Origin of the sequence: Faecalispora jeddahensis (assembly GCF_000577335.1) — a bacterium.
GTDB lineage: Bacteria > Bacillota > Clostridia > Oscillospirales > Acutalibacteraceae > Faecalispora > Faecalispora jeddahensis.
On sequence record NZ_CBYL010000005.1, the window covers coordinates 19,559 to 33,365 of the forward strand.

Genomic DNA, 13,807 nt, shown 5'->3' on the forward strand with positions numbered 1-13,807 from the left:
AAACGATGAAGCTATGTTATCAGGTCGCTACACCGGATGTTGCGATCGCACCGTCTGTTACAGCATTCCAAGGGGATTTGGAGCACACCTTTTCCCGTTTGGCAGCCATAGGGTACGATGGCGCAGAGCTTATGACGCTAAATCCCGCCGAATTGGATTGGAATACCGTCAAAAATACCGCAGAGCGTTACGGGCTTACGATTCCTCTGGTCTGTACCGGGGAAGTTTTTGGCCAGCTGGGGCTGTCTTTTGCCCACCGGGACGAAAGCATCCGACGGGCTGCGGTAGACCGGGTAAAAGAAATCATTGCATTTGCCGGTTTTTTGGGAGCAAACGTAAATATCGGCCGGGTACGGGGCCAATATTCTGACGACATCCCAAAAGAGCAAAGCTACCAATGGGCCGTTGCCGCTCTGCAGAAAATCAGCAACAGTGCAGAAAAAGAGAATGTGAAAATTGCAGTCGAAACCGTTACCATTATGCAGACGAATTTTATCAACACACTGGAAGAGGCGGTGCGGCTGGTTCAGGATGTAAACCGCCCAAACTTTGGCCTGATGATGGATGTCTTTCACTTAAATCTGGAAGAAAAGAACATATACGACGCCATTTGGAAATACCGGAACTACAATCTGCACGTTCATTTGGCAGATAACAACCGGCGCTACCCCGGGCATTGCGGGCTGGATTTTTTGAAAATCATACAGTGTTTTTGCAACGCAGGGTATGATGGCGCTTTCAGCACCGAAATTTTTCAAATTCCCGATCAGGAAAAAGCCGCGCAAGGCGCTATGGCCTATTTGGGGCCGATTTTGAAAAAGGTATACGGGCGCCCCTATTCCCCCTCTGCTTTGGAGGTGGATATTTCTTGAAACGAATCGCTTTGCTGCATACCGTCCCCAGTGTTTTTCTTTCTTTTGCAGAACGCATCCGCACTGCTTTGCCGGGTGAGGATTTGAACATCCACAATACATTGGATGAATTTTTGGCTTCGGACGCGAATGTACGGGGCTTTACCCGAAACAACCGCAACCGGTTGTTTCATCTGCTGAAAGCGATCGAGCTGGAAGAACCGGACGTGATTGCCGTTACCTGCTCGACGCTCACTCCTGAAGTTGCGCGCATCCGGCCTTTTCTTTCGGTGCCTTTGATTGCAATAGACGACGCCATGACGAAAAAGGCCGTTACCCTGGGCAGTAAAATCACAGTGATGGCAACGGCACAAAGCACTGTAGAACCCACTTGTCAAAAGCTTTTGGAGGAGGCCGCCAAAATTGGCAGAAAGGTGGAGCTTTCCCATATGGTGTGCCACGACGCATACGAAGCCATCAAACAGATGAATCAGTCGGCTCACGATGCGATTTTACGCAAAGCGGCTGGGGGAATCCACGGCCAGGATGTCGTTGTACTGGCACAGGCTTCTATGGCACATATGGAAAAGGAACTCGCTGCTATTTGCGGAGTTCCGGTTCTGTCCAGCCCCGCGCTTTGTGTCGAGCAGATTGTTCATACACTTTATCTATCATAATAACATACTTCCAATCACCAACCAATGCAAAAACCCCCGGCTTTTGCGGAACGGAGGATTCATTTTATGAGCATCAGTGAAACGCGGCTGGCAGAGCTGAACACTTTCTGCCACCGCCTGCGCAGTGAGCTGATCGACACGCTGCACAGCGTGCAGACCGGTCACCCGGGAGGGTCCCTCTCTTGCTGCGAGATTTTAGTCACTTTGTACTTTCACCATTTGCGGATCGATCCCCGAAACCCGCAAATGGAAGACAGGGACCGCTTTGTACTGTCCAAAGGGCATGCGGCCCCCATGCTGTATCTTTGCCTTGCCCATAAGGGATTTTTTCCCTTGGTGGATATCAAAACCCTGCGCCAAATGGGCAGCCACCTGCAAGGCCACCCCTGCGCCCATAAAACCCCGGGGGTAGAGCTTTCTACCGGCCCATTGGGTCTGGGGCTTTCCGCTTCGGTGGGTATGGCGGAGTCCGCCCGTCTAAACAAATTGGATTACCAGGTGTACACGCTTTTAGGTGACGGTGAAATCCAGGAGGGCGTTATCTGGGAAGCCGCCATGACCGCAGCCAAACTGAAAACCCCGAATCTCGTCGCCATTCTGGATCACAACGGCGTTCAGCTGGATGGCACGAATGAAGAAATCATGCCTATGGGGGACATTGGCGCCAAATTTGCTTCTTTCGGCTGGCATGTCCTTTCCGCCGACGGGCACGACATTGCATCGCTTTCCAACGCTTTGGAGGAAGCCAAAGCCTACACCGAAGGCCCCGTCGTCATCCTTGCCAAGACGGTCAAGGGAAAGGGTGTTTCGTTTATGGAGGGCAAAAACAGCTGGCACGGCAGACCGATTTCGGACGCAGAGTACGAAAGCATACAGAAGGAATGGAAAGGAGCTGGTAACCATGGGTAATCTGATCTCCATTCGGGACGCTTACGGAAATGCGCTGGCCCGCCTGGGTGAGTCAAACCCGAAGGTAGTCGTACTGGAAACCGACGTTGGCTCCTCCACCAAAAGCGCCGTGTTCGGCAGCAAATACCCGGAGCGGTATTTTAACATTGGCATCTCTGAGCTGGATATGAACGCCATGGCGGCAGGATTTGCTTCCTCCGGGTTGATTCCCTTTACCAATACCTTCGCCATTTTTACGGCTTTGCGGGGCGGTGACCCAATCAACAGCCTGATTTGCTACGATAAGCTAAATGTAAAGCTGGCGGGCGCCTACAGCGGTCTTTCCGATTCTTACGATGGCGCCAGCCACCATTCCACCTGCGACATATCGGTATTGCGTGCCTTACCGAACCTGACCATTCTTTCTGTGTGTGACCCGGTCGAAACGGAAAAAGCCGTATTTGCCGCCGCCGCCCATCCGGGCCCGGTGTATCTGCGGCTAAGCCGTGCGGCTACCCCCACCATCTTTGACGAAAGTTATTCGTTCGAAATTGGCAAGGGCGTGGTTTTGCGGGACGGAAACGACGTCACCATTTTTGCAACCGGATACCCGGTTCACAAAGCGCTGGAAGCGGCCGAGCTTTTAGAAAAAGACGGCATTCATGCCCACGTGGTAAATCTGCACACGATCAAACCGTTGGACGAAGAGCTGGTAATCCGCTGCGCGGCGGAGACCGGGGCAGTCGTCACCGCCGAAGAGCACAGCATCTATGGCGGTCTGGGCGGAGCAGTTGCAGAAGTGCTGGCGCGCGAGTGCCCCACTCCAATGGAATTTGTGGGTACCTCTACTTACACTGAAAGCGGCGATTATGAAGAACTGCTTGCGAAATATGGACTGAACGGCCCTGCTATTTACCGCAAGGCCAAACAGGTATTCCAGCGCAAAAAGAAATGATTTTAGCTTTTCGCACACAAATCGCAGGGTAAATTGTTGTCATTCACAACACAAAGTGATATATAAAAAGGAGTGGAAATGTATGAAAGATTCGATTCACAAGTATTTTCAGGTCGGTACCATCCATTGGATGGCTTTTCCGCCTGCACGGTATGATTCACTCGAGTCGCTTCAGTTGATTGCACAGGACGATTTTTTTGATGCAATCGAGCTTTCACAAATCAAAGACGACGCCTTGCGAAAGGCAACGAAAGAAATTTTAGAGCAATCCCATTTAAAAGTATGCTATGGCGCGCAGCCCCGGCTGTTGGGGCCAAAGCTGAACCCCAATGCCATTGCCGAAGAAGAGCGTGTTCTGGCAGAGCAAACGTTGCTGGAAGCTTTGGACGAAGCAGAATATTTGGGTGCGAAAGGCATTGCCTTTTTGGCCGGAAAATGGGAAGAAACAACAAAGGATCAAGCGTATTCCCAATTGATAAAAACCACCCGCAATGTGTGCAGACACGCAGCCGAAAAAGGCATGATCGTAGAGCTCGAGGTCTTTGACTTTGATATGGATAAGGCCGCACTCATCGGCCCGGCCCCTTATGCGGCAAAGTTTGCTGCCGATGTACGCACCTACTGCAACAATTTTGGCCTTATGGTAGACCTTTCGCACTTCCCCACAACGTATGAAACCAGCAAATTTGTCATTCAGACCTTACGGCCTTACATCACCCATCTGCACATGGGCAACGCCGTGGTAAAAGAAGGCTTTGATGCATACGGTGACCTGCACCCGCGCTTTGGGTATCCAAACAGCGCCAATGACACCGAACAGCTTTTGGACTTTTTTACCGTGCTAAAAGAAGAAGGCTTTTTCAACGCGAAGAATCCTTTGGTGCTTTCCTCAGAGGTTTCCCCCCGTCCCCACGAGGATGCCCACATCATTTTGGCCAACACCAAGCGGGTCGTCAACCGCGCATGGGCATTGCTGGAGGATTAAATATCGTTTTCCAGCCAATCAAATTCAGAACGGAGGCCTTGTCATGAAAATCGTCATTTTAGACGGTTACACCGAAAATCCCGGCGATTTAAGCTGGGATGGCTTTGCGGCATTGGGTGAACTGACAGTATACGACCGCACCCCTGCCGATCAAATTCTTTCGCGCATTGGCGACGCGGAAATTGTGATTACGAATAAAACCCCGCTTACCCGCGAAACATTTGCCGCCTGCCCCGGCATCCGTTATGTGGGTGTGCTGGCTACCGGCTATAACGTAGTGGATATTGAGGCCGCTAAGGAAAAGGGAATTCCGGTCACTAACATTCCTACTTACGGCACCACTGCCGTTGCACAGATGGTGTTTGCCCTGCTGCTGGAAATCTGCCATCACGTCGGCGAACATTCCGAAGCCGTTCATCGCGGAGAATGGACCAACAGCCCCGATTTTTGCTTTTGGAATACCCCGTTGATCGAACTGGCGGGCAAAACCATAGGCGTGATCGGCTTTGGACGAATCGGGCAAAACACGGCACAGATCGCCAGGGCCTTTGGCCTGCATGTATTGGCCTATGACGAGTACCCGAACGACGCTGCCCGTGCTTTGGGCGACTATGTCACACTCGATGAACTGCTGGCGCAATCGGATATTATTTCCCTGCACTGCCCGCTGTTTTCGTCTACCGAGGGGATCATCAACAAAGACAGCATCGCGAAAATGAAGGATGGGGTCATCCTGATCAATACTTCTCGCGGCCCGCTGGTTGTAGAGGCCGATTTGGCACAGGCTTTGAATTCCGGCAAGGTGTACGCTGCGGGGTTGGATGTAGTAGCCACAGAGCCGATTCGAGCAAACAATCCATTGCTGAACGCCAAAAACTGCATCATCACCCCCCACATTGCCTGGGCGCCCAAAGAGAGTCGCGCCCGCCTGATGGATATTGCGGTGAACAACCTGAAGGCGTTTTTGGAGCAAAAACCGGTGAACGTGGTAAACGCATAATCCTCTGCCCATATTTCATAGAAGTACAGCGGCAGGGATTCCCTGCCGCTGTACTTCTAAAAAGGATAGATGATCATGAATAAATTTCTATTGATTCCCGATTCTTTCAAGGGTACCATGAGCTCTATGGAAATCTGTTCCCTGCTGGAAGAAAAAATTCAGGAATATTACCCCGCTGCAGAAATTCATTCGATTCCGGTCGCCGACGGCGGCGAAGGAAGTGTGGATTGTTTTTTACAAGCCTTAGGCGGCGAAAAAGTAATCGTAACAACAAACAATCCCTTTTTTGAGCCAATCGACAGCTATTACGGCCTGGTTGACAACGGCCGCACAGCTGTCATCGAGATGGCGGCCAGCGCCGGGCTCCCCCTAATCGAAGACCGCAAAGACCCACTGAAAGCCTCTACCTTCGGGGTGGGGGAATTAATCCTGCACGCAGCACGAAAGGGCGTATCCAAAATTATTATGGGTCTTGGGGGCAGCTGTACCAACGACGGCGGCTGCGGTGCGGCCTGCGCTGTGGGCATCCGTTTTCTGGATGAAGCCGGAAACAGCTTTATTCCAACAGGAGGCACCTTACACCGCATTCAGCAACTGGATCTTTCCCAAATAGATCCGATGATAAAGAGCATTGAATTTGTCACGATGTGCGACATCGACAACCCGATGTATGGCCCTACCGGCGCGGCGGCTATATTCGGCCCCCAAAAGGGAGCAACACCCGAAGAGATTGAGCTGCTGGACGCAGGCGTACAGCATTTAAGCCAAATCATCGAACAAACCATGGGACTTGATTTGGCTTTCGTTCCGGGAACAGGAGCCGCCGGAGCCATGGGTGCCGGTATGGCAGCGTTTTTTCATTCCCGACTGCAAATGGGAATTCAGACCATACTCGATACGGTACAATTTGAAGAACTTGCCGCAGGAACCGATATGATTTTCACCGGCGAAGGTAAGCTTGACAGCCAAAGCCTGCGCGGTAAGGTCGTTATTGGCGTCGCCCGCAGGGCCAAAGCGCTTGGTGTAGCTGTCACCGCCTTGGTCGGTGACATCGGCGACGACATGGAAGCCGCCTACGACGAAGGCGTCAGTGCTATTTTCAGTATTAACCGGGTCGCTGTGGATTTTCCGGTGGCCAGACTGCGCTCACGGCAGGATTTGTCCCTAACGATAGACAACTTAATGCGGTTTTATCGGACAATGAAGCTATAAAACATTAGACAAAAACTCCATTTTCACCGCTACAGGAACCTGTTGAGATGCAGTTAAAACCTTTCATGGTTAGAGCTAAAAATAACTAGTTGTTTTTTATCATAGAAACTAAAACTACATTTTTCAAAAATTATTTCCCAACTCTAATACGCATTTATCATTTATATTTTAAAACTAAAAAAGCCGTCAACTCCAGTCAATTGACTGGAGTTGACGGCTTTTTTTATCTTTGCTTACGTTGCTCATCGGAAGAACTTTAGAGAGAACCCAAATGCGATCCCTCTGTCAGCTGACCCGACGCCATGGTCAGCACTCTGTTCCCAAATTCCAAAGTATCGAGCTCATGCGTCACGATCAAGATCGTCGTACCATTTTGGTTGATCCGGGCAAAAAGCTCCATGATCTCTCTGGTCGTTTCAATATCCAGATCCGATGTGGGTTCGTCCGCGATCAGAATATCCGGCTCATTCATCAGCGCCCTAGCAATCAGCACACGGCGCAGTTCGCCGCCCGAAAGCTGGGAGGGCAGCATATCCGCAAGGGATGAGATCCCGACCTCATCCAGTAAAAACGAGGCCCGTCCGGACGCATCTCCCTGACGCCTGGAAAGGAAACATGGCAGCCGGACGTTATCAAAAACGGTCAGAGTGGAAAGCGTGCCGAGCCCTTGCGGTATGTACCCCAATCGTGTGTTTCGCAGCTCCGAGATATCTTTGTCCTTCAAAGCATAAAGCTCCGTGCCATTCAGCCTGATACTGCCCGAAGTGGGCATCAGCAGCCCGGCGGCCATATTGAGCAGGGTGCTCTTTCCGCTCCCCAAGCACCCGATAATGTTGACAAAATCACCTTGGCCGATGGATAAATCCACGCTGTTTACGGCCCAAAACGCTTTTCCCCTGCGCTGGTATTCCTTGCTTAAGCCTTTGATTTCCAGCAGCATTATTCCCCCTCCTTCATCGTGGTATAGATTTCGGAGCTTCCTATTTGAACCGCGGCATAAGCCGAGGCAATCGGGCCGGTAGCAAAAGAGATCAAAAAGCTCAGAGCAGCCATGAGGAATAAAACTCCGGGGGAGGGCTGCAAATAAGGCAATCCCAGCAACGTGCTGATATAGGTACTGAACGGAAACACGACGAGGGCCGCCGCTGTTATTCCGGCCGCGGTGCCGAAAATACTGATCAGGCAGGATTCACACAGGATCAGTTTTACCAATTTGCTTCTTGTCGCGCCCAAAACCCTGAAGATGCTGAATTCTCTTTTTCGTCCGTTTAAAGTGACAGAGAATACGATAATGAGCACGCCGACAGCCAGAACCAACAAAACTCCCGCCAGTATCAAAATATAAGTCGTGAGCCCGCGCAGACTGCCGGAGATATCGCTGATCATGTTTTTGGCAACCACCACATGCACGCCCTCTTTGGCGTAAGCCTGAAGGATGTTGTTCGCCACATCCTTTCCGGTATAACCGCTTTTGATTTTTATGATTACGGACGAAATCAGGTTATCATTTTCCGCTACCGGATGCGCCTGAATTCTCTCCGAATTCCACACCACCTGTTTCGCCGTGGTAAGGTTCATGAAAACCGAGTTGTCGAAGCCCATGCCCGTTTTATCCAGACGGGCGGCAACCAGATAGGTTTGATCGAAGAATTTCAGCTTTTGGCCCACTTTCGCACTAATGTTGCTGCCGATCACGATTTCACCGTCCGCGAGAGAATGCTCCAGAGAGCCTGACATCCAGGGCCGGATGATAAAATCGGTTTTGGGATCAAATCCGATCAGCTGGAGCGGATAAGAGCAGCATCCCGCACTGAGCGTTGCAATGTAAAGCTGAGGCGATACCGCCTCTACGCCTTCCACACTTTCCACCTTCTCGGTTGTATCGGCATCAAAGTAAAACGTGCTGGGTTCTCCCCGAAGCAAAGCGCTCTGGATATCCGCCTCATACCCATACGGCACCGCCAGAATGTCCGCTCCCATTCTTTTCGACAGATTATCCATGCCGTTTTCCATGCTTTGGGAGAGTACTGTCCCTCCAAAAAGCGTGAAAGCAAACAGCGCCACAAGCAGGATCAACCCCGTCGTCCGGAACGGTTTGCGTTTGAGAGTATGAAACGCGATATTCACTGTGTTTAACGGTTTATTGTCCATCTGCCTTCACCCGTGATTGATGATTTTTCCGCCAGAGGTAGAAGGCGTTTGCAGCACAAGCGATCACCGTTAAGGCGCCTAACACATACAGAGTGGGGAAAGTCGTCATCCTGCAGGGCATGGTAGGCATTTCGCATCCGCCGATGAGCAGGGTGGGGATCAAAAGGCTTAACACACCGGCCAAAGCGGTCATCAGGCTGACGCCGATCCTTGTCAGCGGCGATTTAAAAACGACAAGCAATATTCCGCCGCACAGGATAAGAAGACCGACGCCGATTTCGGCCTGCCCGGCCCAGAAGCATTTCATCGGCACTGCACCGCCCGCCGCAGTTTCAATTACTTTTGAGCAGGCCGGAAAAATGCAAACCGGAACAAGTGCGATCAGCAACCCGAAAACGGCGACCGTAATGCCGGATAAAAGTCTGTTTTTCATAACTACACCCTCTTTAACTCTCATTTTTTATACTGATATCCCAATGCTTCTCCTCTGAATTCAAAAATCGCCTGCGCCCCGGGCGTACAAACGACCCGTTGATCAGAAGTCACGAAGACCGCCTCAAAACCGCCCTCGCATTTTTGGAATTCGAGAGCCGCGTTCAGCCCCATAACATGCAGCGCCGTAGAATATGCCTCGCTCATGGCTCCGCTGTCTGCAATGACCGTCACGGAGCGCAGCCCTTTATCGGACGGATAACCGGTACCCTTATCAAAAATATGGTGATACCGTCGTCCGTCCTTTACAAAACACTGCTGATCATCGCCGGAGGTGGATAAAAACTGATTCCTGAGCCGGATCACGCCGAAGCATTGCGGCCGCTTTGAATCGGCCGCCTTTAAGCCCACCTTCCACGGGGAACCGTTCGGCTTTGCTCCCAATGCCGCTATGGAAGACGTTCCAAGGGAAAACAGGGCGGAAGAAACGCCCTGCTCCCGGCATAGAGTGTCGATCCTGTCGGCCGCATACCCTTTTCCGATCCCGCCCAGATCAATGCCCACACCGTTATGGATTCGGTATCTGCCTGCGCCGTCCGTCTCGATATTGCGGTAATCGCAGGAGGCAAGGGCACACCTGATTTTGTTTAAATCAGGGATGCTTTTCTCCCGCTTGTTGATGGCCCACAGATCCACCAACGCGCCGATCGCGGGGTCGAACGCTCCGTTCGTTTTTTGGGCGTACCGCAATGCCTCGCGCAGTACGGCGTCCGTGTCCTGCTGCACTTTGATCCAGCCGCCGGCCGAAAGGCTGAGCTGCGTGATCTCGCTGTCCGGCTTCTTCCGGGAAAGGAGAGAATCCAGCTTCGCGATGACGGCTTCGGAGGCTTGCAGCGCTTCCGAAGCCCAGCCCCCATAGGCGGTAAAGCTCATCATCGTGCCCATTGCAAAGAAAGTCTTTTCGATCTTCTTCTCTGTGTTGTCACCGATCGCAGAGATTTCTTTCTTCGGGGCGAACGGGCGCGTGAATCGATTAGATAGCCATTGATTTTTCATAACGATTGCCTCCTGTGACCTCCGTTATCGGTATGGCTCATTTTTTTGCCTCATCCAAAGCATCGTTAACGGCTTCCTGAAACTGGTCGAAGGCAATCGTAGCGCCGGAGATGGCGTCCACATCCTCCAGCTTCTGAACCTCCACGAGCTTCTCCGCATACTCCTTCATGGCCTTTACGGCAAGCTGCGCTTTGTCATAATAGTCCTGGTTGGAAATGACTCCGTTTACCTTCCCGTAGTTTTCATCCTTGATACTTCCCTCCTTCTGCCAGGTAACATACTGACAATCCGTGATCTTCGTATTCTGGATGGTGATTATCGCCTCACCGTAAGCGCCCCGGTCGTCCCCGCTGCTTTTGCCGGTGTAGGTACCGTCCTTATAAGTGACAGGGGCAGAACTGTCTTTACATCCGGCCAACAGAAGCACAGTGAATGCCAAAGCAGAAACAATAGAGAGAGCCTTATTTTTCACGGAAAACACCCCCTGTTTATTTTTCATTCCGGACAATTCTCGAAATACGCCCGTGCTCCAGCACAACGGTTCGCTGAGCCTCCTCGGCAACCTCGGGGTCATGCGTGACAACGATGATTGTGCTGCCGTCCTGATGAAGCTGCTTGAAAATATCCAGAACGATTTTCTCATTCGTTTCATCCAGGTTGCCGGTGGGCTCATCCGCCAGAATCAGCATAGGGTAGTTGATCAGCGCGCGGGCGATGCACACCCTTTGCTGCTCGCCGCCCGAAAGCTGGCTGGGCAAGTGCTTGGCCCGGTCGCCCAGACCGACACGCTCCAGAGCCTGCAGCGCTTCCTTTTCGTCCGGCATGCTGTGGTAATATTGCGCCACCATCACGTTTTCCAAGGCGGTCAGGTAGTTGATCAAATGGAACTGCTGAAAAATCAGCCCGATCTTGTCGCGCCGGATGTTGGTCAGGCTTTTTGCGCTCTCTTTCGCGATATTCATGCCGTCGAGGACCACAGAGCCGTTGGAGGGTTTATCCATGCAGCCAATAATATTCATCATCGTGGTTTTTCCGGAACCGGACGGCCCCATAATCGCCAGCCATTCGCCCTGCGATACCTGCAGATCGATATTTTGCAGCGCTTTGACGCTGCCGTAAATTTTTGAAATATCTTTCAGTTTCAATAAATTCATTCTGTGATTCCTCCTTTATTCACCGCGCAGGACGATTGCCGGATCAACATCTGTCGTGCTTCTGACAGGGATCAGGCATGCCAGCCCGGTGATCGCAATCGAAACGGCCAGTGTTGCCGGTATCAGCAGCGGCTGAAAGGAAATGGAGCGGGTAAAGACATTCATGCTGACCGTTTGGGCAAACGCAAACCCAAGCGCAACGCCCAGTAACCCGCCGAGCGCCCCCAAAAACAGTCCTTCCCCCAAAAATTCCATCACGATGCTTTGGTTGGAAGCCCCCAGCGCTTTTTTCAGTCCGATTTCCCGGCGCCGTTCCGCGACAACCGCCATCATCGTGGTCGCAACACAGATCATGGTGAGCAGCAACACAACAACCGTGACAAGATACACCAGAGCCTGAAGCTTGGTCAAAACAGTTCCCTCCGAGTCAGCGACACGTTTGACAAGCCGGGGCGTAACGCCCTCGACGTTTTCACCGACCTGCCTGACGATCCCCTCCAAAGTCGCCTGGGGAGCGGAAATGCTGCACTCAACCACATCCAGCTCGCCGCTGTTCCCCATCAGGCCCTCCAAATCCGAAAGAGACAGGAAGAGAAACGCTTCCTCCGTCCCCCCCGTCTGCACAATGCCGGATACCGTAAAATCACGGCCGAAGCCCTTGCCGGTACTGTCCGTGCCGGTCATGGTAAAGCTGCTGCCGGGGAGAAGGCCAATGAGATCCGCCACCTCCTGTCCGATCAGAACCGACCCGCTGCCGGCAGGCCACGTACCCGAAACAAACCAATACGGACTGGTCTTTTTCACTTGCTCCAGATCCGTACCGGCCGCCATGAACGGCTGTTCGTTGATCTTGATCGTTTCATAGCGGTAGGGGGCAATGCCCACGATGTCCTCTGCCGGAATCAATTCGGTGGCTTTTTTCATCTCATCCTCGTTTATCGCCGAATCGCCGCCCGTGGGGACAAAGATCAGGTTTGCGCCGTACGAGCGGAACTCCTGTCGCATCTGCCGGGGGATATTGTAGTAAATGGTGACAAGGCCGGAAAGCACCGTAGCGCCGATGGCCACCGCCAAAAGCGCCACCAGCATTCTGGAGCGGCGGCGGATGAGCGAACTGATGATCATTCTAAAATACATCGTCTGCTTTTTCATCAGATCACCTCCCATGTAAGACTTCCGCAGGGCGAAGCGACAGCAGAAGCCGGATCGACGGAATGCTCCCTGCCAAAGTGACGAGAGCAACCAGAACGGCGACAAGCGGAATCACCAACGGTTTGATTTCGATGGCCGAGCCGAAAACGGAATGCCCGATCAATTGGGCAAAGCCGAGCCCGGCAAAATACCCTACAACGCCGCCGACGACCGCGGTGACAAGAATCTCGGTCAATACGAGCCATGAAATAGGGGAATTGTGCGCCCCAACCGCTTTTAACAGCCCGATCTCGCGGCTGCGCTCCATCACGCTGGCCGTGACCAGATTAGAGATACCCAGTGCCGAACCGACCAGGCTCAAAATGGTGATCAGCAGCATCAAAAGCTGCGTTTTCTCTAAGATAGCGCCTTCCGATTCCGCTACCTGCCGGATGGGCTTGGCGACAGAGTCGGTGATCACCTCTTCAATCTGATAGCAGATCGAGCTGACATAAGCCGTGCAGTACCAGATTTCATATTCCTTGATGGAAAGACTCTTGATGTTCTGCGCGGCTCTGCGGGACAGCTCGTTGTCGGGGGTCGTCAGAGCACTGACCTCCACGCGGCTGATTTGTCCCGCCCGGCCGGTCAGTTCCTGCGCGATTTGCAAAGGGACATAGATTTGCTCGTCCTCATCGCTTCCCGCATTGAAAATACTCTTGACGGTCAGCTTCTTCGTTTGTCCCCCGACCTCGATTTCAATGGTGTCTCCAACCTGAAGATCGTTCCTGCCCGCGATAAGGCTGCCTACCATGGCGGAAGCTTCATCCTGATCGGTCAGCCACTGCCCGGACACATCCCACCAGCTTTTCATGTTTTTCATGCCGGTGTCGAGGGATTCCCCTGTGGGAAGATCCAGGTGATGCTGAAACCATGTCCCAATCAGTTTTACTTCTCCATCCTGAGAGTTCAGTTTCACCTTTGTATCGAGATAGGGCGTGAAATCCACAATATTGAACGCCCAAAAAATCGTCTTGATATTGCCAAGCTCCGATTCTTTCAGATATTGATCCGAAACGCCGGAGCCCTCTGCAACGCCATACAGATCATCGAGCAGAGAAGCGCCCTTGGGCATGACATTGATATTTGCGCCGTATGTCTTGAGCTCCTGATTCACCTTATCCCCCACGTCCAGCATTACGTTGAGCATGGCCGTGGCAAGGGAAGCCCCCAAAGCAATTGTGAAGGCAATCATCAGCATTTTTCCTTTTTGCCGAAACAGCGCGCCTTTTACCATTCTCCAGAACATATCATC

The 13,807-nt window shown here is 52.2% G+C and carries 15 protein-coding genes; 7 read left to right on the plus strand and 8 right to left on the minus strand.

Annotation, left to right across the window (positions count from 1 at the left end):
• Positions 1-5: 5 nt before the first annotated feature.
• The 7 genes from TY09_RS03075 to TY09_RS03105 all read left to right on the plus strand — a co-directional run bounded on the left by TY09_RS03075 (position 6) and on the right by TY09_RS03105 (position 6,568).
• Entirely contained in the window at positions 6-872 is an 867-nt protein-coding gene (locus TY09_RS03075; protein WP_042431117.1) for a sugar phosphate isomerase/epimerase family protein, read from the plus strand.
• Entirely contained in the window at positions 869-1,528 is a 660-nt protein-coding gene (locus TY09_RS03080) for an aspartate/glutamate racemase family protein (RefSeq protein WP_042431119.1), read from the plus strand. The genes TY09_RS03075 and TY09_RS03080 overlap by 4 nt, the downstream gene beginning before the upstream one ends.
• A gap of 66 nt (positions 1,529-1,594) precedes the next feature.
• Positions 1,595-2,437, plus strand: a complete 843-nt coding sequence (locus TY09_RS03085) for a transketolase (protein WP_042431121.1) — start codon at positions 1,595-1,597, stop codon at positions 2,435-2,437.
• Entirely contained in the window at positions 2,430-3,371 is a 942-nt protein-coding gene (locus tag TY09_RS03090; protein WP_042431123.1) for a transketolase family protein, read from the plus strand. The genes TY09_RS03085 and TY09_RS03090 overlap by 8 nt, the downstream gene beginning before the upstream one ends.
• A gap of 82 nt (positions 3,372-3,453) precedes the next feature.
• Positions 3,454-4,356, plus strand: a complete 903-nt coding sequence (locus tag TY09_RS03095) for a sugar phosphate isomerase/epimerase family protein (RefSeq protein WP_042431125.1) — start codon at positions 3,454-3,456, stop codon at positions 4,354-4,356.
• A 43-nt stretch (positions 4,357-4,399) separates the two neighbouring features.
• Positions 4,400-5,356, plus strand: a complete 957-nt coding sequence (locus tag TY09_RS03100) for a D-2-hydroxyacid dehydrogenase (RefSeq protein ID WP_042431127.1) — start codon at positions 4,400-4,402, stop codon at positions 5,354-5,356.
• 75 nt (positions 5,357-5,431) lie between these two features.
• Positions 5,432-6,568 carry a glycerate kinase family protein gene (locus TY09_RS03105; RefSeq protein ID WP_042431129.1) on the plus strand — a complete coding sequence of 379 codons (1,137 nt, stop codon included), beginning with the start codon at positions 5,432-5,434 and terminating at the stop codon, positions 6,566-6,568.
• A 256-nt stretch (positions 6,569-6,824) separates the two neighbouring features.
• Here the strand turns inward: TY09_RS03105 and TY09_RS03110 are convergent, their stop codons facing one another.
• From TY09_RS03110 to TY09_RS03145, 8 genes are read right to left on the minus strand one after another with little or no spacing between them, the layout of a single operon-like run.
• Entirely contained in the window at positions 6,825-7,508 is a 684-nt protein-coding gene (locus TY09_RS03110) for an ABC transporter ATP-binding protein (RefSeq protein ID WP_042431130.1), read from the minus strand.
• Positions 7,508-8,719, minus strand: a complete 1,212-nt coding sequence (locus tag TY09_RS03115) for an ABC transporter permease (protein WP_042431131.1) — start codon at positions 8,717-8,719, stop codon at positions 7,508-7,510. Before TY09_RS03115 ends, TY09_RS03110 begins: the two co-directional genes overlap by 1 nt.
• Complete coding sequence (locus TY09_RS03120; RefSeq protein WP_042431132.1) at positions 8,709-9,152, minus strand: DUF4418 family protein; 444 nt, start codon at positions 9,150-9,152, stop codon at positions 8,709-8,711. The genes TY09_RS03115 and TY09_RS03120 overlap by 11 nt, the downstream gene beginning before the upstream one ends.
• Positions 9,153-9,172: 20 nt before the next feature.
• Positions 9,173-10,207, minus strand: coding sequence for an FAD:protein FMN transferase (locus TY09_RS03125; protein ID WP_052335543.1), 1,035 nt, complete (start codon positions 10,205-10,207; stop codon positions 9,173-9,175).
• A gap of 37 nt (positions 10,208-10,244) precedes the next feature.
• Positions 10,245-10,679: an FMN-binding protein gene (locus TY09_RS03130; RefSeq protein WP_052335548.1), complete on the minus strand. Its 435-nt coding sequence runs from the start codon at positions 10,677-10,679 to the stop codon at positions 10,245-10,247.
• A gap of 16 nt (positions 10,680-10,695) precedes the next feature.
• Complete coding sequence (locus TY09_RS03135) at positions 10,696-11,361, minus strand: ABC transporter ATP-binding protein (protein ID WP_042431136.1); 666 nt, start codon at positions 11,359-11,361, stop codon at positions 10,696-10,698.
• A 15-nt stretch (positions 11,362-11,376) separates the two neighbouring features.
• On the minus strand, positions 11,377-12,513 hold the full coding sequence (locus TY09_RS03140) for an ABC transporter permease (protein ID WP_042431138.1): 1,137 nt from the start codon (positions 12,511-12,513) through the stop codon (positions 11,377-11,379).
• Positions 12,514-12,517: 4 nt separating this feature from the next.
• Positions 12,518-13,801 (minus strand): ABC transporter permease, encoded by a 1,284-nt coding sequence (locus tag TY09_RS03145; protein WP_042431140.1) that lies wholly within the window; start codon positions 13,799-13,801, stop codon positions 12,518-12,520.
• Positions 13,802-13,807: the final 6 nt, after the last annotated feature.